The organism is Streptomyces sp. NPDC001450 (assembly GCF_053597295.1).
In genome coordinates, this window is record NZ_JBSFHY010000003.1 from 1 (window position 1) to 21280 (window position 21280).

The 21280-nt window shown below is 69.7% G+C and carries 12 protein-coding genes and 1 pseudogene; 3 read left to right on the plus strand and 10 right to left on the minus strand.

Annotated features, from left to right (window positions below; all coding sequences use genetic code 11):
• From ACWC5O_RS03520 to ACWC5O_RS03535, 4 genes are all read right to left on the minus strand, one after another.
• Window positions 1-197: acetyl-coenzyme A synthetase N-terminal domain-containing protein (locus tag ACWC5O_RS03520; protein WP_450780912.1), on the minus strand; the 197-nt coding region annotated here is incomplete at its 3' end.
• A 56-nt stretch (window positions 198-253) separates the two neighbouring features.
• Complete coding sequence (locus tag ACWC5O_RS03525) at window positions 254-1885, minus strand: solute symporter family protein (protein ID WP_450584660.1); 1632 nt, start codon at window positions 1883-1885, stop codon at window positions 254-256.
• A 3-nt stretch (window positions 1886-1888) separates the two neighbouring features.
• Window positions 1889-2248, minus strand: coding sequence for a DUF485 domain-containing protein (locus ACWC5O_RS03530; RefSeq protein ID WP_450584662.1), 360 nt, complete (start codon window positions 2246-2248; stop codon window positions 1889-1891).
• Window positions 2249-2294: 46 nt separating this feature from the next.
• A complete protein-coding gene (locus ACWC5O_RS03535; RefSeq protein ID WP_450584663.1) occupies window positions 2295-2477 on the minus strand; it encodes a hypothetical protein in 183 nt (60 codons plus the stop codon).
• Window positions 2478-2983: 506 nt separating this feature from the next.
• Between ACWC5O_RS03535 and ACWC5O_RS03540 the strand changes: the two genes are divergently transcribed.
• The 3 genes and pseudogenes from ACWC5O_RS03540 (at window position 2984) to mgtA (ending at window position 9734) form a co-directional block, all read left to right on the plus strand.
• A complete protein-coding gene (locus ACWC5O_RS03540) occupies window positions 2984-5767 on the plus strand; it encodes an AAA family ATPase (protein WP_450584665.1) in 2784 nt (927 codons plus the stop codon).
• Window positions 5768-5884: 117 nt separating this feature from the next.
• A pseudogene (locus ACWC5O_RS03545) lies at window positions 5885-6317 on the plus strand (zinc-binding dehydrogenase); the annotation flags it as partial.
• A gap of 756 nt (window positions 6318-7073) precedes the next feature.
• On the plus strand, window positions 7074-9734 hold the full coding sequence (mgtA, locus tag ACWC5O_RS03550; protein ID WP_450584667.1) for a magnesium-translocating P-type ATPase: 2661 nt from the start codon (window positions 7074-7076) through the stop codon (window positions 9732-9734).
• Between the two features lie 158 nt (window positions 9735-9892).
• Here mgtA and putP read toward each other — a convergent pair whose 3' ends face one another.
• The 6 genes from putP to ACWC5O_RS03580 all read right to left on the minus strand — a co-directional run bounded on the left by putP (window position 9893) and on the right by ACWC5O_RS03580 (window position 21153).
• Window positions 9893-13471, minus strand: a complete 3579-nt coding sequence (putP, locus tag ACWC5O_RS03555) for a sodium/proline symporter PutP (protein WP_450584669.1) — start codon at window positions 13469-13471, stop codon at window positions 9893-9895.
• A gap of 138 nt (window positions 13472-13609) precedes the next feature.
• Window positions 13610-16072 carry a PAS domain S-box protein gene (locus ACWC5O_RS03560; RefSeq protein WP_450584671.1) on the minus strand — a complete coding sequence of 821 codons (2463 nt, stop codon included), beginning with the start codon at window positions 16070-16072 and terminating at the stop codon, window positions 13610-13612.
• Between the two features lie 719 nt (window positions 16073-16791).
• Window positions 16792-18231 carry an aldehyde dehydrogenase family protein gene (locus ACWC5O_RS03565; protein WP_450584673.1) on the minus strand — a complete coding sequence of 480 codons (1440 nt, stop codon included), beginning with the start codon at window positions 18229-18231 and terminating at the stop codon, window positions 16792-16794.
• Window positions 18207-19085 (minus strand): SDR family NAD(P)-dependent oxidoreductase, encoded by an 879-nt coding sequence (locus ACWC5O_RS03570; protein WP_450584675.1) that lies wholly within the window; start codon window positions 19083-19085, stop codon window positions 18207-18209. Before ACWC5O_RS03570 ends, ACWC5O_RS03565 begins: the two co-directional genes overlap by 25 nt.
• A complete protein-coding gene (locus ACWC5O_RS03575) occupies window positions 19082-20428 on the minus strand; it encodes a flavin-containing monooxygenase (RefSeq protein WP_450584677.1) in 1347 nt (448 codons plus the stop codon). The genes ACWC5O_RS03570 and ACWC5O_RS03575 overlap by 4 nt, the downstream gene beginning before the upstream one ends.
• 128 nt (window positions 20429-20556) lie before the next feature.
• On the minus strand, window positions 20557-21153 hold the full coding sequence (locus ACWC5O_RS03580; protein WP_450585065.1) for an MFS transporter: 597 nt from the start codon (window positions 21151-21153) through the stop codon (window positions 20557-20559).
• Window positions 21154-21280: the final 127 nt, after the last annotated feature.

Genomic DNA, 21280 nt, shown 5'->3' on the forward strand with positions numbered 1-21280 from the left:
GGGTTCGACCAGTCCAGCGTCTCGGTCGGCTCCTTGGCCCAGGTCAGCCGACGGGCCTGCTCGGCCCAGAAGCCGAGCCTGTCAGCCTTGGCCTGCTCGTACGCCTCCGCCGTGACGTTGGCGTGCGCGGCCAGGTCAGCCGGCGGCGCGAAGCGTCGCTCCTCCTTCAAGAGGTTGGCCAGGCTTTCGTTGCTCACCTTTGTCTCCTTCAAACGAACGTGTGTCTTGGATGGGCAGGCGGTCATGGGCGGCCTCATCCCGCCCCGATACCGGTGAGGGAGCGGACCTGGAGGTCCTTGAACTTGTCTTCGTCGCGCTCGGCGGCGGGCGAGAGTACGGTGCCGAGCCAGCCGAGGACGAAGCCGGCGGGTATGGAGACCAGGCCCGGGTTCTCCAGTGGGAACCAGGCGAAGTCGAGGTGCGGCAGGATGGCCGTCGGCCCGCCGGACACCACGGGTGAGAAGATCACCAGGCCGATTGAGGTGGCCAGGCCGCCGTACACGGCGAACAGCGCCCCCCGGGTGGTGAATCTCCTCCAGAACATGCTGTACAGCAGAGCCGGCACATTGGCGGAGGCTGCCACCGCAAAGGCAAGCGCGACGAGCGCCGCCGTGTTCAGCTTGTCCGCGTACAGGCTCAGGACGATGGCGATCGCCCCGATCGCCGCGGCGGCCCACCTGGCCACGGCCACTTCGCTGCGTTCGTCGGCCTGCCCCTTGCGCAGGACGTGTGCGTACAGGTCGTGGGCGAACGACGCCGAGGAGGCAAGGGTGAGTCCCGCGACTACGGCGAGGATGGTGGCGAACGCGACGGCCGACACGACGGCCAGCAGGACCGCCCCCGTGGTCGAACCCCACCCGTCGCCCAGGTACTTGGCGAGCATCGGGGCGGCCGTGGTGCCGGCCGGGTTGGCAGCGGCGATCGTCTTCGGACCGATCAGGGCGGCGGCGCCGAAACCGAGGACGATGGTCGTCAGGTAGAACGCGCCGATGATGACGATGGCCCAGTTGACGGAGGTACGGGCCGCTCGCGCCGTCGGGACCGTGTAGAAGCGCACGAGGATGTGCGGGAGGCCGGCGGTGCCCAGGACCAGGGCCAGGGCCAGGCTGATGAAGTCGAGACGGCTGGACAGGCCAGCGCCGTACTTCAGTCCGGGTTCGAGGAAGGCGCCGCCGTGTCCGCTCGCGTCCGCGGCCGCTCCCAGCAGAGCCGACAGACTCCATCCGAATCTGTGCATCACCAGTACCGACAGCACACCGGCACAGACGATCAGCAGTACGGCCTTGATGATCTGCACCCAGGTGGTGCCCCGCATGCCGCCTACGCAGACGTAGAGGACCATCAGCGCTCCCACGGCCAGGACGATCCATCTCCTGGTGCCCTCGTCCGTGGCCCCGAGCAGCAGCGCCACCAGGGAACCGGCCCCGACCATCTGGGCCACCAGGTAGACCACCGACACCACGATGGTCGAGACGCCCGCAGCGGTCCGTACGGGACGCCGGCGCATGCGGAAGGCGAGCACGTCCGCCATGGTGAACCGTCCCACGTTGCGCAGGGGCTCGGCCACGAGGAGCAGCGCGACGAGCCAGGCGACGAGGAATCCGACGGAGTAGAGAAAGCCGTCGTAGCCGAAGAGCGCGATGGATCCGGTGATGCCGAGGAACGAGGCTGCGGACATGTAGTCGCCGGAGATGGCCAGTCCGTTCTGAAAGCCGGTGAACGACCTGCCACCCGCGTAGAACTCGGCTGCGCTTCGGCTCCTTCTGCCGGCGGCTACCGTCACGGCCAGGGTGGCCGCGACGAAGACCAGGAACAGAACGAGGATGAGAGCCCTGCTCGGCGGAGCGCTGGACGCCGCCAGGGCCGAGAGCTCGACGTGGGCCATGGTTCAGTTGCTCCTGGGACTGGTCGGGAGGGCGACGCCCGGTTCGACGGCACCGCATCGCTCGGCAAGATGCCGGGCCAGAGGGGACATCCGCCTGTCGGCCGCACGGCTGTAGAGCCAGGCGATCAGGAACGTCGACGCGAACTGCGCCAGCCCGAGCACGAGCGCGAAATTCACCTCTCCGGTGACCCTGAACGTGATCACGTTCTGGAAGAACGTGCACAGCAACACGTACACGAGGTAGAAGGTGAAGAACGCTGCTGTCATCGTGAACACGAGCCGGCGGTGGCGGCGCCGCAAGTCGGTGAATTCCTTGAGGTCGTAGAGCGACCCCGGGGCTGGGATTGGTTCCTTGCTCGTCAATGTCTTTCCTTGTACGGGTGGGTCAGTTCGTCCTGCCGACAGGCGGCTACCGGACGGCGTGCACACTCATCGGAGCCTCGTCGCCCTCGTACTGCGACGTGTAGGCAGGCTGCGGAGTCGTGGGCGCGCACACGGCCTGGCCGAACGGCCCGCACCGGGAGCCGGCAGCCTTGACGATCAGCACATACAGCAGACACAGGCTGAGCAGCAGCGCGCAGGACAAGATCACGATGATCACCGTGCTCGGCGGGACCGACCGGCCTGGTTCGGGCGGCGGGGATATCAGGGCCGACGTGGCCGGGGACTGGGGGACCGCGACATGCAGGGGCCCGTCAGTAGGCATTTCTCTCCAAACACGGGATCACGAAGGCTCTCTGCGACCGCCCTGGCCGGCAGGCGCGGCGGGACGGCTCGGCGCTCGACGTGATGGCCGCCCGCCCCGGCGTGTGCCAAGGGGACGGGCTCACGTCTGCCGGGCCTCGGCGGCCGCGGATACGCCGTGCGGCTCTCGACGAGCGAGGCGCACACCTCATCTGATCAGTGGCACCCGCGCGCGGGACACCCCATCCCCACCGAAAGATCCACATCTTTCGGTGGGTGCCCGGGGTGGTCGACATCCTGGCTGAGTACGGTGAAGGGACCACAGGGCCGGGCATCTGTCCAGGGCGAGCCCTCGGCGGATGGCCGGTCACGGTCCGTCCGGCCCTGCAATGGCAGACCGGAAGAAGGAGCGGCGTGATACCCACACTTCTCGGCCGTGAACGCGAACGGGACACGCTGTACGAACTGCTGAAGCTTGGCGGGGCAAGTGTGCTGCTGCGCGGAGGGTTCGGCAGCGGCAAGTCGGTGCTGCTCACGGACCTCGGTGAACGGGCTCGCAGCGCCGGATTCGCCGTGCTGAGCGCGTGCTACGAGCCGACGGAGGTCCACCACCCGCGGACCACCCCGCCGCGCGGGCTGTCCTCACTGGTTCCGGACGCGGACGGTGAGTGGGCCGCGGCATTGGTGCGCTGGCTGGCCTCGGGCGACGCGGCGCCGCCCGAGCGTGGCGTGCTCGCCGATGCCAGGTCCGCACCGGCACAGCGCGTGCTGGTGCTGGTCGACGACCTGCAGTGGGCCGATGCGGCGTCGCTGCGCGCGCTGCGGAACATTGCGCGGGCCGTGGGGGCGCATCCGGTGACGGTCGTGTGCGCGATGGGGCCCGGTGAATCGGCCGACGAGCTGGCTCTCGGTGCGGTACTGCGGCTCCTCGACCGCCACGTCCAGCTCTCGCCCCTCGACGAATCCACGGTTGCCGACCAGGTGGCCGGGCTGTTCGACGCGTCCGCGGACGGGGCGACCGCTGCCGAGGTACTGTCTCCGCTCCTGGCGGCGGCGGCAGGGAACCAGTACCTGATCCGCATGCTCCTGGCCGCCGTGGACGGTCAACTGCGCTGTGGCGGCGCTCGGCAGGACGGACCCGTGCACGTCGCTTTGGCCGGGGCGCTGAAGCCGCTGCTGGCGGACGTGGGCGTGGTGGCTCGGGCGGCACTGCGCAGGATCGGCCCCGATGCCGAACGGGTGGCCGTCGTTCTCGCCTCGTTGGAGGGCACCCAGTCGCCTGAGGTGATAGCCCACGCCGGCGCGATGGACCGGCACACTGTCGAGGACGCTCTCCACGCGCTGGCCCGCGCCGGACTCCTTCAACATGCCAGAGGACGGGCCCAGCTGCATCCGCCCTTGCTCGTCGCAGGCCTGGCACACGACATCTCGCCCACCTGCCGCAAGGAGCACCATGCCCGCGCTGCCCGGCTGTTGCTCACCTGGGGGGCGCGCGCCGAGCAGGTGGCGCCGCACCTGCTCCACGCTCCGACGGGCATGGAGCGAGCTCCGGCGGTCCTGCGGCGTGCCGCCCAGGCCGCGCTCGACCGCGGCGCGCCCGACGAGGCGGTGATCTATCTGCGGCGCACCCTGAGCGAGGATCTCGACGAGCAGACGCGCGGTGAGGTTCTGACCCTGATCGGTGCTGCCCGACTCGACTCCGATGTACCGGCCGCCGTACCGGAGCTGCGCAACAGCCTGCGGCTCGACGCGGCTCCGCAGGCTGTGGCTTGCTCCGCGCGCCGCCTGGCCTGTGCGCTCTTCGCCATGGACCGCTACGCGGAAGCCCTGACGACGCTGGAAGGGACGATCGAACGGCTGCGTTCCGAAGACGCTTCGTCCGCGCTTCGGCTGGAGCTGGACTACCTGCTCGTAAGCCTCGGCGAGGCCGGCTCGGCGGTGCGTACGCGACCGCGTCTGACGGAGTTGCGCCTCCAGGATGCCGAGGATGGCGCCGGGCGCAGGGCACTGGCGGCGCTGCTGAGCTTCCGTGGCGCCGCGCTCGGTGAAGGTGCCGATGACGTCATCGAGTGGGCCCGTCTCGGGCTGAGCCGGGGCATGGCACCGGCGGGTGACGAGTCCCTCGTGTACCCCTGTGCCGCATTGGCGCTGGGCGCCGCGGGCAGGCCGGACCTGACGTTCGAGTACACCGACGCTGCCGTGGCGGAGACGCGGGCCAGGGCCTCCGCGCTGCAGTACGCGCAGGCCCTCAGCGCGCGCGCCAACGCTCATTGCCGACGTGGAGCGTTCACGGACGCCCAGACGGACGCGAAGCGCGCACTGGCCGCGTTCCGGGACATCGGTATCGACCGGCGGGAGAGCCACTGTGTCTTCGCGGTGGCGACCTTGGCGGAGGCCCTCATCCGGCAAGGGCAGGCGCAGGAGGCCGAGGCACTCCTGGAGGACAGTGACTTGGGCGGCCCGCTCCGGTCGCACACGATCTACGACTACCCGCTGATGGTCAGAGGCTGGGTGCACGCGGCGCAGAACCGGTCCGAGCGGGCGCTGGCGGACTTCCTGCACTGTGGTGAGCGCCTGACTGCCCGTGACATGCCGGGGCCGGGGCTCTTCCCATGGCGTTCGGAAGCCGCACTGGTCCACCTGCTCCTGGGCGATCGGGAATCCGCTCTGGCGCTGGCCGATCAGGAACTGCGGCTGGCTCGGGCGTGGGGGGTCGCGGAGATGACGGCAGTGGCGCTTCGTGCCCGCGCACTGGTGGTGGGCTGTCAGGAGGGCCTGGCCCTGCTCGGCGAGGCGGCACTGCTGATCGGCGGCAGCCCCGCGCGGTTCCGCTACGCGCAGATCCAGGCGGACCGAGGGAAGCTGGCCGTGCGGTACGGGCGGGCGGAGGACGCACGAGCCGCGCTCCAGGAGGCCGTCAGTGTGGCCCACGCGTGCGGGGCCGAGCCCGTCGCGGAGCAGGCACGGGCCGCACTGCGGGAGCTCGGTGACCGTCCCCGGACTCCGACGTTCCGGGGACGGGAGGCGCTGACCCCCGCCCAGCGCAAGGTCGCGGAGCTCGCCGCGCAGGGGATGACCAACACCGAGATCGCCTCCCACCTGTTCGTGGGTCTGCGCACGGTGGAGATACACCTGTCGAAGGTCTACGCGAAGCTGGACGTGAGTGGGCGGCATGCTCTTGAGCAGGCTCTGCAGTGACTCCGGAAAACCAATCGTGCCCGCGAGCACAGGCCAAGGTCACAAGTTCCCGCCCGGCAGTTCCCACAGAGGTGACCGAGGCCGCCGAGCTGCTTGTCGGTGAGCGTGGCAACGGACTCCGTCCTGTCCCAGTCGCTCAAGAAAGCAGGACGACGGCCTGCGCCTGGGCGTCGGCCACTACTACGCCACGAGCGGCCCCGCGACCTTCGAGAACCTCGCCGGAAGCTTCGACATCATCCTCAACACGATCAGCGCCAAGATCGACGTCGACGCCTGCCTCTCCCCGCTCGCCCTCGACTGCGCCCTGGTCAACCTCGGAGCCCCCAGCGAGCCGCTGCCGGTGAACGTACCCTCCCTGTTCGCCGACCGGCGCTCCTACGCCGGATCGCTCTTCGGCGGCATCCGCGAAACCCAGGAGATGCTCGACTTCTGTGCCGCGCACGGCATCGGCGCCGAGATCGAGCCCATCCCGGCAGACAGGATCAACGAGGCGTTCGACCGTGTCCTCGCCTCCGATGTGCGGTACCGGTTCGTGGTGGACACCTCCTCGCCGGCCAGACACACATGCGGGGCCCTTCCACAGGCCGTGCCACAGGGCGTGCCACAGGGCGTGACGACGATGAGCATCGCCGCCGTTGCAGCACTCCCTCGCCAGAGCGGTGGCCCACATCACGAGGTCGACGGAGGATGGAAACAGTCATGCGGCGGCAGACAGGCCCGCTCCCCTGCCTCCCCCGCCCCGGCACCGTCGCGGCCTCCTGCCGCTCTCGGATCACACCAACCGGACGCATGAAACCAGGCGTTTCTGATGACCTTCGCGTTGATCCGACTCAACGGCAGACTGCAATTCTGTGACGGGATCCCGGGCCGAACGAACAAGGAAGCCGACTCCGGGCCCACCGCCTGCGCCACCTTCACCATCCAGCGAGCCGCCTGGGGCGGCCACGGGCTCCGCGGCCACGTCAGCGATGCCCGCGGCCCCGTCGGCGCCCCTGCGCCCAACCCCGTCGCCACCGCTCTCGTGTCCGCGTTGGGAGGCACCGATCAGAGCATCCTCGGCAACCTGGCCATCGGCGGTGACCGTATTGAGCCTTGCTTCGACAAACCCGTCCCCTGTGGCCTCACCGAGGCACAACAACACCTCATCCGTGACGTCCACGCCGGCGTCCGCAGGAGCCCCGCGTCCTCACCGGGCGTGGAGCCCCAAGGCGTCGATGCGTATGCCCGAGCAGCAGTGCCGAGATCGTGAGACCAACCGGTACCCCGCACCGAGAGACGGCGCCCCCGCCTCGGGAGGCGGGGCCGGGTGAGCGTCAATGCTCCGACGCAGCCGCCTGAGCTCGCATCCGGGGTGGTGTCGGCGGCGGCCCGGTCGGTGGACGACGTCCTTCGTGAACTCGGTGTCGGCGCCGGGGAGGGCCTGAGTGGCGAGGAGGCCGCACGACGGCAGGCGCAGTTCGGCCCCAATGCCATCGCCACGCACCGTGCCCGGGTGTTCCCGGTGTTGTGGCATCAGCTCCGCTCGCCGTTGCTCGGACTGCTGGGGGCGGCCGCTGTCGCGTCCTTCCTGGTGGGCGAGCGTAGCGATGCGGTGATCATCGGACTGATCGTGAGCGCGTCCGTCGGGCTGGGCTTCGTCAACGAGTACCGGGCCGAGAAGACGGCCGAGGCGCTGCACTCGCAGATCCACCACCAGGCCGTGACGCTGCGCGACGGCCGGGCGACCCTGGTGGATGTCACGGCACTGGTCCCCGGTGATGTGGTGGAACTGCGGCTGGGTGACATCGTGCCGGCGGACCTGCGGCTGCTGGAGGTCACCGGTCTTGAGTGCGACGAGTCGGTGCTGACCGGCGAGTCGCTGCCGGTGGACAAGAACCTCGCCACGGTCGCGGCCGGGACCCCGTTCGCCGAATTGTCCGGGTGCGCTCTCATGGGCACGGTCGTCCGGAACGGCGCTGCCCGCGGGGTGGTGGTGGCCATCGGGGCGCACGCCGAGTTCGGCAAGATCGCCGCCGGGCTCGACACCCACCCGCTCGACACCGAGTTCCAGGTCGGCCTGCGGCGCTTCTCGCTGCTGCTGGTCTACGTCGCGGGCGCGTTGACCACCTCGATCTTCGTGATCAACGTCGCCCTGCACAAGCCGATCATCGACGCGCTGCTGTTCTCACTGGCCATCGCGGTCGGTATCACCCCGCAGCTGCTGCCCGCCGTCGTCTCCACCAGCCTGGCCGCCGGCTCACGCCGGATGAGCCGACGCAAGGTGCTGGTCAAGCGGCTGGTCTGCATCGAGGACCTGGGCGATGTCGACGTCCTGTTCACCGACAAGACCGGCACGCTCACCATGGGGCGTATCGAGTACATGCGCGCCGTTCCCGCCGTCGGCCACGACTCCGAGACGGTGGTGAGGTGGGGACTGCTCAGTACCGAGAACGCGTCGGGGGATGTACAGGACGTCGGCGGGAACCCGCTGGACCAGGCCCTGTGGCGGTCTCCCGCCGCCGCGGGCGAGCGGGCCGCGCTGGACGGCTACACACAGGTCTCGGTGCTGCCCTTCGACCACGAACGGCGCATGAGCTCGGTCCTCGTGCGGGACCGGGGCGGCCGTTCGAGCCTGGTCACCAAGGGTGCTCCGGAGACCGTCCTGGACCGCTGCGTCGACGTCCCTCCCGGAGCCCGTGACGCACTGGCGGCGGAGTTCACAGCAGGGAACCGGGTGGTCGCCGTCGCCACCCGGCCCGTCGCCCCCGCAACGCGGTCCATCGGGCCCGAGGACGAGCGCGGGCTGAGCCTGGCCGGACTGCTGGTGTTCCTCGACCCGCCCAAACCGGACGCCGCCACAGCGCTGCGCAGACTCGCCGACCTGGGCATCGCGGTGAAGGTCGTCACCGGCGACAACGCCACGGTCGCCGCCAAGGTCTGCCATGACCTGGGGCTCACCGACGCGGGCGTGATGACCGGCAGCGAGGTCGACGCCCTCGACGACGCACAACTGGCCGAGGCGATCACCAGGACCACCGTCTTCGCACGAGTGAGTCCCGAGGCCAAGGCCCGTATCGTGCACACGCAACGGCACAGCCGAGGCGGCGTTGCGTTCCTGGGCGACGGCGTCAACGACGCACTCGCTCTGCACGCGGCCGATGTGGGCATCTCCGTCGACTCGGCCACCGACGTCGCCAAGGACGCGGCCGACGTCATCCTGCTGGAAAAGGACCTCAACGTCCTCGCAGATGGTGTGGCCGAGGGCCGCCGGATCTTCGCCAACACCATCAAGTACGTGTTGATGGGCACCTCGAGCAACTTCGGCAACATGGCCTCCGCCGCGGGCGCCTCGCTGTTCCTGTCCTTCCTGCCGATGCTCCCCTCACAGATCCTGCTGAACAACCTTCTGTACGACAGCAGTCAGCTGGCCATCCCGACGGACAACGTCGACGAGGAGCAGCTGCGGAAGCCCTCGCACTGGGACATCGCCTTCATCCGCCGTTTCATGATCTCCTTCGGGCCGCTCAGCTCGGTGTTCGACTTCGTCACCTTCGGCGTCATGCTCTGGGTCTTCCACTCCGGACCGGCCCAGTTCCGCTCCGGCTGGTTCGTCGAATCACTGGCCACCCAGACCCTGGTGATCTTCGCCATCCGCACCCGGCGCATCCCGTTCTTCCGCAGCCACCCCAGCCTGCCGCTGACTCTCGCCGCGCTCGGCGTCGTCACGATCGGCGCGGTGCTGCCGGCCACCCCATTCGCCCACACCCTCGGCTTCCAACCGCTTCCCGGGGCGTTCTTCACCACGCTGATCGGCATGATCCTCGCCTACCTGGCCCTCATCGAACTCGGCAAGCGGCTCTTCTACGGGGCCGCAGTCGCGCCGCCTCCGGTTCCCGGGCGCTACGCGCGCCATCGTCACCTGCGGCGCCGGGCCGGCCGCTTCAGCACTGCCGCGCCCCGCCCCACTCCGGTCGACAACCCGCCGTGATGCGGCACGTCAGCCGTGCGGCGAGCGGCGGGGCGCGCACAGGGAAGATCACGATGCGGTGACCCGGACGGCGGATATGCGCCGTGGACACCGCATGCTCGCGGCTACAGGAGCCCTCACCTGTGACGACTTCCTGTTCACCGCCGGTGTCGGGACGGCTAGTCGGCCGCGATCGCCTGCTCCGTCCAGATGATCTTGCCGGTCGTGGTGTAGCGGGTGCCCCACCGGCGGGCGAGCTGAGCCACGATGAACAGACCCCGCCCGCCCTCGTCGGTGGTCCGGGCATGGCGCAGGCGTGGCGAGGTGCTGCTGGCGTCGGAGACCTCGCAGATCAGGCCACGGTCGCGGATCAGGCGGAGACAGACCGGTCCGGTCGCGTGGCGGATTGCGTTGGTGACCAGTTCGCTGACGATGAGCTCCGTGGTGAACGTCAGACCGGGCAGTCCCCACTCCGCCAGTTGCTGAGCGGCGAGGGCGCGGGCGTGTGCGACGGCGGCTGGATCGCTGGGCAGATCCCAGGAGGTGAACCGGTCCGGGGCCAGGCCACGGGTACGGGCGAGGAGCAGGGCGGCGTCGTCGGACGGCGGCCCGGCCAGCAGTTCGTCGATCACCCTGTGGCCGGTCTCCTCCAGTGTCCGCCGGGGCACCGCGAGGACATGGCCCAGTCGAGTGAGCCCTACGTCGATGTCCCGGTCGAAGGACTCGATGAGTCCGTCGGTGTAGAGCGCGAGGAGGCTGCCTTCGGCCAGTTCCAGTTCAACGGACTGGAAGGGGAGGTAACCGAGGCCGAGTGGCGGTCCAGCGGGCAGGTCCAGGATGTCGGTGCCGCCGTCCGGGCCGACGATCAGCGGTGGGAGGTGACCGGCCCGGGCCAGCGCACATTTCCTGCTGACCGGGTCGTAGACGGCGTACAGGCAGGTGGCGCCCATGAACGCCGTGCCGGCGGCCTCTCCCTCGGCTGCCGTGACCGCGTCGCTGTCGTGGGCCCCCATGAGACCGATGACCAGGTCGTCGAGGTGGGCCAGCAGTTCGTCCGGGGAGAGGTCGAGGTTGGCCAGCGTGCGGACCGCGGTGCGCAGGCGCCCCATGGTCGCCGCCGCGTTCATCCCGTGCCCGGCCACGTCCCCGACGACCAGTGCGACCCGTGCTCCGGAGAGCGGAATGACGTCGAACCAGTCGCCGCCCACACCCGTTGGGGCATCCGCCGGAAAGTACCACGAGGCCACCTCCAGGGCAGACCCTCCCGTCAGCTCCTGTGGCAGCAGGTAGCGCTGCATGGAACGGGCCGCGGTGCGCTCGCGGGTGAAGCGGCGTGCGTTGTCGATGCACACCGCCGCGCGGGAGACGAGTTCCTCTGCGAGACGTACGTCGTCATCCTCGAAGGGGCCCAGCCGCCGTGACCGGGCGAACGTCGCCACTCCCAGGGTGACACCGCGTGCCCGCACGGGAACCACCATCACCGAGCGGACGTCGGAATCGCGGAGGGAGGCGCCCAGCGACTCGTCCTCGGTCACCCACGGGCTGGTGGTGTGGTCCAGAACCCGTTCCACGAGAGTCCTGCTCTCCAGCAGACAGCGGGTCACGGGCGACGCAGGGGCACGCCGAACCGTCTCCCCCACGGCCAGCGTCGCCTCGGGGCAGCCTTCACGCGCGGACTGCTGCCCCGCGCGCCGGATGACGGGCGACATCCCCACCGGCCCGGGTGCCGGTTCCTCACCTCGCATGACCGAGTCCAGCAGGTCGACGGCGACGAAGTCGGCGACCGCCGGCACGGCGCAGTCGGCCAGTTCCTGCGCAGTCCGTGTCACGTCCAGGGTGCTGCCGATGCGGGCGGCGGCGTCGTTGAGCAGGGCCAGGCGTTCCTGGGCCCGCCAGCGCTCGGTGACGTCGATGATCATGTACCAGACACCCACGTTGCGACCGTGGCGGTCCTTCATGGCGAAGAAGGAGGCGGAGATCGCGCGGCTGCGGCCGGGACCGGGACCGGGGTAACCGGACCCGCGGTACTCGTAGTCCATCACGGGAGCGCCGGTCTTGAGGACCTCGCGCATCTTGTCCTCGAAGGCATCGGCCTCCGGCTGCGGCAGTATCTCCGCCATCCGCCGCCCCAGCCGTCGCTCGAGCGGGATCCAGCGGTCCAAGGGATCGTTCACCCAGACGTACCGCAGATCCGTGTCGAGGACCGCGATGCCGACCGGTGCGTGGGTCAGGAAGGGAGTGAGCATCAACTGGCTCACCCCGCCGCCCGGCATCCGCCAGAAGGCCCGTTTCGGAGGTCGGCCGACGAACCTGCCGAAGACCAGCGCGGCGGCCGTGGCGACCAGGACGCCCGGGACCATTTCGTAGATGCCCGACTCGAAGGGCCCGAGCAGCGGATTGATCTTCTTCCACAGCAGTACCGTGCCCGCGCCCGACACGATCCCGGCCATGGCACCCGCCCAGGTCATGCGCGGCCAGTACAGCGAAAGGAGGACGACCGGGCCGAAGGCGGCCCCGAAACCCGCCCAGGCGTAGGCGACGATGCCCAGCAGCCCGCCGCCCCGCAGGGCGATCACGAAGGCCACCAGGGTCACCACGACGACGGCGGCGCGGCCGACCCAGATCAGTGTCCTGTCCGAGGCGCGCCGGTGGAGGAATGCGCGGTAGAAGTCCTCTGTGAGAGCTACGGACGACACGAGAAGCTGGCTGTCCGCGGTCGAGATGATCGCGGCCAGTACGGCGATCAGCATCACCCCGGCACCCCAGGGATTGAGCAGTGTCCGGCTCAGGCTGATGTAAACAGTCTGCGGATCGTGGAGCGGCGTGCCGGTCTGCGCGATACCCACCAGACCGACGAGCGTGGCGCCTGCGAGCACGACGACGACCCAACCGGTCTCGATACGGCGGGCCGAGGGAATCGCGCCGGTGCTGCGGATGCCCATGAAACGGGCCAGGATGTGCGGCTGCCCGAAATAGCCGAGCCCCCAGGCGAGCAGCGAGATGATCGCGATCGCGCCGAGCGATCCGCCCGACGACCACCGTCCGTCCGCGAAGCCGACCTTGGCGCCCATGTCCAGCAGGCTCGGTGTCCTGCTGTCGAGGGCGTCGCGCAGCACCCCGAAACCGCCCAGCACTCCGATGCCGACGACGGGGAGCACAAGCAGGGCGAGGAACATCAGTGTGCCCTGCATCACATGAGTCAGGCTCACGGCGAGGAAGCCGCCCAGACACGAGTAGATGACGATCACCAGGGCGGTCAGAGCCACTCCGAGCCCGAACCGGCCACCGAAGATTTGCCCGAACAGAAGTCCGCCGGCCACCAGCCCGCTGGCTACGTAGACGGTGAAGAACACAAGCGTGACCACGGCCGAGACCATGCGGAGCATTCGGGTGCGGTCCTCGAACCGTTCCTCCAGATAGGCCGACAGGCTCACCGCGTTCCCGGCGCGCTCGGTGTAGGTGCGCAGCCTCGGCGCGACGAACAGCCAGTTGAGATAGGTACCGAGCACCAGCCCCACTGCGATCCAGCTGGCCCCGACGCCGGCCGCGTACACCGCTCCGGGAAACGCGAGGAACAACCAGCCGGACATGTCGCTGGCCCCTGCGGACAGCGCGGCGACGAACGCACTGAGCCGACGGCCTCCCAGCGCGAAGTCGGCGAAGGTGTGAGTGCGGCTGTAGGCCCAGACCCCGGTGCCGATCATGACGGCCACATACACGAGGAATGTGGTCACGATCGGCGCACTGAACTCGAACATGTGGTCCTCGCCTGCGAGGTTCCCGAGCGTGGGGCGCGACCGTCGCACGCCTGACAGCCAAGGCCCTGTCATGCAAATGTACAGATTTCGGTCACCTTCGGGCGACCGGAACGCTCGGGCCGGTGCCTGCCGTGGCGGTCATGCGCAAGAACCTCCTCCATCCGTTTCGGGCAGCCCGACCAGGAGCAGTGTGATGTCGTCATCATGCGCGGCCGGGTCCGGAATGAGGGTTCCGACCAGCCGGTCTGCGGCCTGCTCGAGGCTCTGCGGATCTACGGGAAGGCCCTTCAGCGCGACGGCGAGAGTGCGGGCGAGGACGTCGATCTGCTCCTCGATGTCGGTGCCGGGCCTTTCGACGAGACCGTCGGTGTAGAGCGCCAGAGTGCTGCCCGGCGGCAGCGGCAGGCTCGTCTGCCGGAACGCCACGGCGTCGCAGCACGAATCGTTGACGCCCAGCGGTACACCGACTGCTGTCTCCAGCCGGTAGGCGATCCCGTCGGGGGACAGGGCGATGACCGGCAGGTGGCCCGCCGAGCACAGGGTGACCTCGTGAATGCTCTGGTCCACCACCAGGTGGACGCAGGTGACGAGCTGGTCCGCCATGTCGCCGACGAACGCGTCCAGCCCGGCCATGAGCCGGCTGGGTGGTATGTCCGTCCGGGCCAGGGCATGGGCGGCTGCGCGCAGCTGGCCCATGACGGCAGCCGCCTCCAGGCCGCGGCCCATCACGTCGCCGACCACGATGCCGGTGCGGTTCCGGTCCAGGGGAATGATGTCGAACCAGTCGCCGCCGACTCCCGGGTCCCGGACGGACGCCAGGTATCGGTGAGCGCTGGGCAGGCCGGGCAGACGGGGCGGTTCGCCCATGAGGCTGTGCTGCAAGGTGTAGGCGATGCGCCGGTGCTCCTCGTAGCGCTCGGCGCGTTCGGCCTCGGCCTGCCTGCGTTCGGTGATGTCCCGTACGGACAGGAACACCAGCGTCTCCTCTCCGGCCTGGAGGCTGCTGACGCTCACCTCGACGGGGAACTCAGCGCCGTTGCTGTCCAGCCCGTACAGCCCCTGGTCCAGGACGATCGGTTTCGGTTCCGCCTGCCGTAGGTAGGCACGGAGGAGCGCGCTGTGGCGTCGGCGTCGCGGGGCGGGTACCAGATCGATGACCTGGGTGCCGACGAGGTTGTCCGGCGCATGGCCGAACAGTCGTTGCACCTGCGCGTTGGCCATGGTGATGGTGCCGTCGCCGTCCGTGATCAGGGTGGCGTCGGGCGCGGATTCCAGGAGCGCGAGGAAGCGCTGATGGGCTCGGCGAACCTCGCGCTGGGCCGCGACTCGTTCGGTGATGTCGGTGACCACGCCGCATATGGCGTAGGGACCGCCGGAAGCGGTGGAGAGCGGGAACAGACTGGTGAGGAGATCCCGCGGACCTCCTGGCAGGGGGAGAAGTTCCTCCCGTTGTACGGGGTCGCCTCGTGCCAGCATGGCGAGGTCGGCGGTTCGCGCCCGATGCGCGAGGTCGGGTGGCATGACATCCCGGTCCCGGCGGCCCAGTACCTGATCGCGGGACAGGCCCAGGCTCTTCTCGAACGTCGTGTTGACCGCCAGGAAGCGACCCTCCAGGTCCTTGATGAACACCACAGCGGGCGTGTGGTCCATGAACGCCTGCAGCAGTTCGTTCTGCCGCACCTGCCACTCCGCACGGGCGTGCGCCACCTCGATACGGCGGCCGACGCCCAACGCCACGAAGATGATCGCGCAGAAGACGACCACGTGTCCGGACACCAGCAGCGCGGTGCCCAGACGCGTTCCGAACAGCCCCGCGTCCTCACCGGCCAGGACGAGCCAGCCCAGCAGTGGCGGCACTACCAGGATGGTGGCGAACAGCCGGCGCCCCAGGGCGCCCGTGGTGCCCGCGTTCATCAGCAGTCCGGCAGGACCACCGTCCGGCCGGGCGAGGAAGGCGGCGATGCCCAGCAGCACCAGGGCCAGCCCGGTGTACGGGGACATGCCCTTGTAGGCCCCGAACCGCTCCAGTTCGGGAACGGAGTACGCGACCCCGTACAGCCGCAGCATTCCCAACGCGAGAACGGCGAGTCCCGGTACCTGGCTCGCCCAGGCGGGGATTCGGGACGTGCTCGCACACAGGGCCGCCGCGCCCCCGATCAACAGGGCTGAAGCCGTGTTCGGCGCCATCCGTCCGGGCACCTCTGTCGCCATTCGCGCCGTGTCGTCCCGGAACAGCAGTTCATCGACGCCCAGGCCGGCCCCGGTCACGTACTCCACCGTGGTGAGCCCGCCGATCAAGGCGGCCAGAGCCGCGGCCGCACGGGCCACGGTGCTCGCCCACCGGGTGACGCGGGCGCGAGCCACCAGAAAGAGGGACGTGCCGAGTGCCAGCAGGGCCACGCCGGTGTTCGCGTTCATGGTCGAGCCGGCACCGGGCCCGCGCCGCAGGACGTCGATACCGAGGATCCATCCGGACAGGCCCGCCGCGCCCAGCACAGCGGCCACCAGGGCAGCGCCCCGAGCCACAGCACGAGCAGTGTCCAGGGCGGACTGCTGGTACGGCAGTTCCGCGGTCTGCGCTGCGCCGAGCGAGTCGGGCAACTCGGGCGTTAGCCGCTCTTTCCTCACCGAATACCCGCCTTCGTGGGTAAACAGCTGAATCTGCACTCATACCCTAGATGCTTTCGCTGACCGGTGGTCTCCTGGTCGTACCCGGTGACGGCGCCCAGCCCGTGGTACTCCCCCACTGCTGACCAGAAGCCCGTGAGCAGCTCCGTCCTCGCGGAGTCGGAGGTGGCCGACCGCGCCCAGCCCCACGAAGCGGCTCTCCCAGCTGCGGGCGGCTCGGCGACGCGCTGCGGTGCACCGAGCGGTCGTCGGCGCCGGCGGCGATGCTGGGAAGGGCAGTGGCGCGCGGGGCACGGGGTCCAGCCGTGGTCCGCCAGCAACCGTGTCTCGAAGTCCGGTGGCGTGGCGAGCAGCGCGCCGCGTACGTCGGCGCGGTGGCGCCCGGCCCGGTGCACCGTGGTGATGACGCCGGCGCCTGTGGGCGGCCGGCCGGACCGGTCCGCCAGGGGCGCCGGTGACGCGGCCAGGTTGCCGACCTGCACGCCCAGGCTGAGCCGCTCGCCCGTCACCGGGCGGTGTGGACAGCGCGGACCGCCTCGGCGAGAGCTTCGGCCGGCAGGGTCTGCCGGCCTCCGACGGGCGTTCGCTCCCCGCCTTCGCGGCGAGGGCGTCGAAGCGGAGGAGGGCGCGTGTGCACAGATGCCGAGGTGCGGGGGCGAACGCGGCCGCAACCGGAGACCCGGCACGTCGGATCACCGGATGTGGATCCAGACGGTCTTCTCCCGGGTCCACTGGTCGAAGGCGTTGGTCGACTTCTCCACGCCGCCGAACCCGGACTGTTTCCAGCCGCCGAAGGGTGTGGTGATGTCGCCCTCGCTGTAGGCGTTGACGGAGACCACGCCGGCCTGGACGCCGCGTGCCAACCGGAGGGCGGTGTCGAGGTCGCGGGTCCACACCGAGGCGGCAAGCCCGTATTCGGTGGCGTTCGCCAGATGTATCGCCTCGTCTTCGGAGGTGAAGGTCTGGACGGTGACGACGGGGCCGAACAGTTCCTTGGTGAGTACGTCGCTGTCTTCGGGAGCGTGGGTGATCACGGTGGGCGGGTAGTAGGCCCCACGCTGTGGCAGGCCGTGCGGCAGCCCTCCGGTGTGAATGCGGGCTCCACCGGCCCGGGCGGCTTCCACAGCCGCCGCCACCCGGTCGAAGGCCGCCCGGTCGATCAGTGGCCCCAGCTGAGTGCCAGGGTCCGCGGGATCGCCGATGACCAGGCGCTTCGCGGCGGTCGTGAACCGCTCCAGTACCTCGACGGCGATGCTGTCGTGGATCAGGACGCGGGAACCGGCCGTGCAGTTCTGCCCCATCGTCAGGAACGCGGCCTCGATCATGTGGTCGATGAGCTCGTCCCCGTAGGCGAGCGCGTCGGCCATCAGCACCTGGGGGCTCTTGCCGCCCATCTCCAGCGAGACGCGTTTGAAGTTGCTGTCGGCCGCGTCCTTGAGGATGCGGCGCCCGGTCCCGGTGGAGCCGGTGAACGAGAGGGCACCCACGACGGGGCTGCGGGCCAGCGCGGCGCCGGTGACGGATCCGTGGCCGGTCAGGACCGTGAGGACCCCCTCGGGGAGGCCGGCCTCGGCGGCGAGTCCGGCCAGGTGCAGGGCCGAGCGCGGGGTTGCCTCGGCGGGCTTGACCAGCAGGCAGTTGCCCGCGGCGAGGGCGGGACCGGCCTTCCACGCGGTCATGGCCAGCGGGTAGTTCCAGGGCAGGATCGCCGCCACCGCCCCGACCGGTTCCCGGCTCATCAGACCCAGGCCGTCCTGTCCGCCGGGTGCGATCCTGCCGAATACCTTGTCGGCCGCTTCGGCGAACCAGCGGATCGACTCGACAGCACCGGGTACGTCGCCGGTGAGGCACTCTGTGATCGGCTTTCCCGCGTCCTCGCTGTCCAGCCGGGCCAGGATCCCGGCGTCGCGTTCCATCAGGTCGGCGAGTCGCAGCAGCACGCGGCTGCGCTCCCGGACCGGCAGCCGGGACCACACGCCGGATGCGAAGACCTGCCGGGCCCGCTCAGCAGCCTTGGCGACCTCTTCGGCGTTCATGGCGGGCACGGTGGTGATCAGCTCCCTGGTGGCCGGGTTGACGACGCTCAGCGTGGCGGAGCTCTCGGCTGTCACTTCTCCTCCACCAGCTCCCAACGTCCTTCGATCTGCCGTGCCAGTCCCCGGCGGCGCAGCTCGTCGAGATAGCGGGCCATGCCGCGCTCACCCCTCTGACGGAACAGCGGGAGCACCTTCGGCAACAGGTTCGGCGCCAGCATCACGAACCGGACCAGGCGGGACTCACCGGGCCGGGGGTAGGCCTCCAGGCGGGGCTTGTCGAGCAGGGTCACCACGGCCGCCACGACGTCGGCGGGCTGCTGTGGCGGATCCTGGAACTGCATGGAGTTCCCGCCGTCCACGGCTTCCTGGCGCAGCATCCGGGTGTCGGTCGCCGACGGCAGCACCGACCCGGCCAGGATGCCCTTGCTCCTCAGGTCGAGCCCGAGGGCGAGCATCGCCCCGCGCAGCCCGAACTTCGAGGCCGTGTAGATCGGGGTCTCGCCCAGCGGGAAGATCCCGCCGAGGGAGACAGTGGTGACCACGCGGGCATCCAGGGAGGCCTGCAGCAGCGGGATCGCGAGCCTGGTGGCCACCAGCGGCGAGGTCAGGTTGATGCTGATCTCCTTCTCGATGCTCTCGACGCTGCGCACGTCGAAGCGTTCGGCGCTGGTCATTCCCACGTTGTTGACGAGCACGTCGAGGCGGCCGTACGTGTGGGTGACCTGATCGAAAAGGTGCTCCACCTGGGCCCGGTCCTCCAGGTCGCAGCCGAAAGCGGTGTGGCCGGCGCCGGGAAGCGCGAAGGCGACCTGCTCGGCACGGGCCTCGTCGATGTCGACGACCACGCAGCGGGCGCCCCCGGCGGCGAAGCGACGGCACATCGCGCTGCCGATCCCGCCGGCGCCGCCGGTCACCAGCATGACCTTGTCATGGAAGTCGAAGCCGCTCATGACACCGCCTCCACGTCCCGCAGGGACCGCGCGCGCGGCGGCCGGCCCTCGGTGCGCCAGCCCATCTCGGCCGCGATCTTGGCAAGGTGCTTCACGATGGCCCCGCTGTCGACGTAGCCGGTGTGCCGGGGCGAGTCGACGAACTTGATGCCGCCGGACAGGTCCGGGCGGTCGGTACGGATCATGCCGGCGAATCGCTCCGCGTTCGGCAGTCGATGCCGTGCGTCGTGGATGTGCCCGGCGATCAGCTGGGCCTGGGTGTCGAAGAGCCGGTACGCGCCGGAGTTGGTCTCGACGAAGCCGACTCCGCACAGGCCCTGGTGCTCGCGGGAGAACGACGACAGGTACAGGTCGGGGTGCTGCTCGTCACCGAAGTACTTCTGCGCGACCGGCACCTTGTGGACGTAACCGGTGGCCAGCAGGATCAGGTCGAAGTCGTCGCGGGTGCCGTCCGTGAAGCGGACCGTCCTGCCCTCGGTGCGGGCGATCCCCGGTTTGGCGGTGATGTCGCCGTGCTGGAGGTGGTGGATCAGCATCGAGTTGATCGCGGGGTGGGTCTCGAACAGCTTGTGGTCCGGCTTCTGCAGGCCCAGGCGCGTCGGGTCGCCGTTGAGGATGCGCAGGAGGGTGCCGAAGACCCGCTGCGCCAGCCACATCGGCAGGTGCGGCCCGCCGCCCGCGATGGTGTCCACCGGCCGGCCGAAGAGGTGCTTGGGGATGAACCAGTAGCCACGGCGCATGCTGATCACGGCGTGGTCCGCGCTGCGGGCCGCGTCGCAGGCGATGTCGCAGCCGGAGTTTCCGGCTCCCACGACCAGGACCCGCTTGCCGCGCAGTTCCTCCGCGCTGCGGTAGCCGACCGTGTGGCGGATCTCGCCGGTGAAGTTCCCGGGCAGTTCCGGGACGTTGGGGTGCCACTGGGCACCCGTGCACACCACGACCTGGTCGTGCACGGTTCGCTGTCCGTCGGTCCGGGTGACCGCCCAGGTGCCGTCGGCGTTCTTCTCCACGCTTTCCACCTCGACGCCGAACTGAATACGTTCCGTCAGGTCGTAGGCGTCGGCGAAGGACCTCAGGTACGAGAGGATCTGCCGGTGCGGGGGGTAGTCAGCGAATTCGTCGGGCATGGGAAAACCTCCGAAGCCCGAGAGAGTCCTGCTGGAAATGAAATGGGCCGACTCGTACATCGGGCTGCCGGGATTGTCGATATCCCAGATGCCGCCGGGCCCTGTGTGCCGCTCGAGATGCGTGTACGGCAGATTCCGCTCCGTCAGGGCTCTGGCGACCGCCAGCCCGGCAGGTCCCGCTCCGATCACGCACGTGTCGTACTGAATATTCCCCATAAACCAGATCCTCTTTTTCCAGTCGTTCACAGTCTCATTTCTGAGGACTGAGGAGAACTTATTCATCCGCGGTTCAGTGGGAAATGGTCCGTGCGGTCAAAGAGGGGGCTTGGGCGGCCAGGCTCCCTTCAGGCGCTCACAGGCCACGATCGACCGAAAGACCGTGCGGTCGCCAGCAGCGCGAGGACGAGTGCGGCGGGTATCCCGTAGGCGAGTCGGAAATGGCCGGTGGACCCGAGGATTCCGCTGACGGCCCCGCCGGCGAGCACACCTGTGTAGTTGAAGACATTCATCCGGGCCAGGACCGCTTCGGTCGCCCCCGGTCGCAGGCGTCCGGCGGAAGCGAGGCACAGGGGGGCGAGTGCGGATACCCCGAGCCCGGTGCACGCGGCGGCCAGGACCGCGTACGGCCAGGCGGGGGCGGCTGCCAGTCCGGCCAGGGCCGTGGCGGTGAGCAGGGTGGCGGCACGGATCACGGCTGCCGGGCCGATCGTGCGTACGAGGTGGTCGGCGCAGGCCCGCCCGGTGACGGTCCCGACCTGGTAGGCCGCATAGGCCAGGGGTGCGAGGGACAGGGCGGTGTCCAGGGTCTGGTGGAGATAGAGCGTCGACCACGACGAGACCGTGGAGTCGATGACATAAGCGACCAGGAGGACAAGGCCGAACGGGGCGAGTCTGACCCACAGTCCGCGCGCGGGCACGACGGACTCCCCATGGGCGGACACGGCGAGTGGTGAGCCGGTGGGAAGCGCGTGCGAGCGGACGGTCAGGGCGAGGGCCAGGACGAGGCCGGCCTGTGCCGTCAGCGTGTACTCGGCGGGCAGGCCGAGGTGAGACGTGCCCGCGGTCAGC

Excerpts from the sequence above, each read along its gene's own strand:
- ACWC5O_RS03575 (WP_450584677.1), bottom strand. The coding sequence starts at position 20,428 with ATGGGGAATATTCAGTACGACACGTGCGTGATCGGAGCGGGACCTGCC.
- putP (WP_450584669.1), bottom strand. The coding sequence starts at position 13,471 with ATGTTCGAGTTCAGTGCGCCGATCGTGACCACATTCCTCGTGTATGTG.
- ACWC5O_RS03525 (WP_450584660.1), bottom strand. The coding sequence starts at position 1,885 with ATGGCCCACGTCGAGCTCTCGGCCCTGGCGGCGTCCAGCGCTCCGCCG.
- ACWC5O_RS03570 (WP_450584675.1), bottom strand. The coding sequence starts at position 19,085 with ATGAGCGGCTTCGACTTCCATGACAAGGTCATGCTGGTGACCGGCGGC.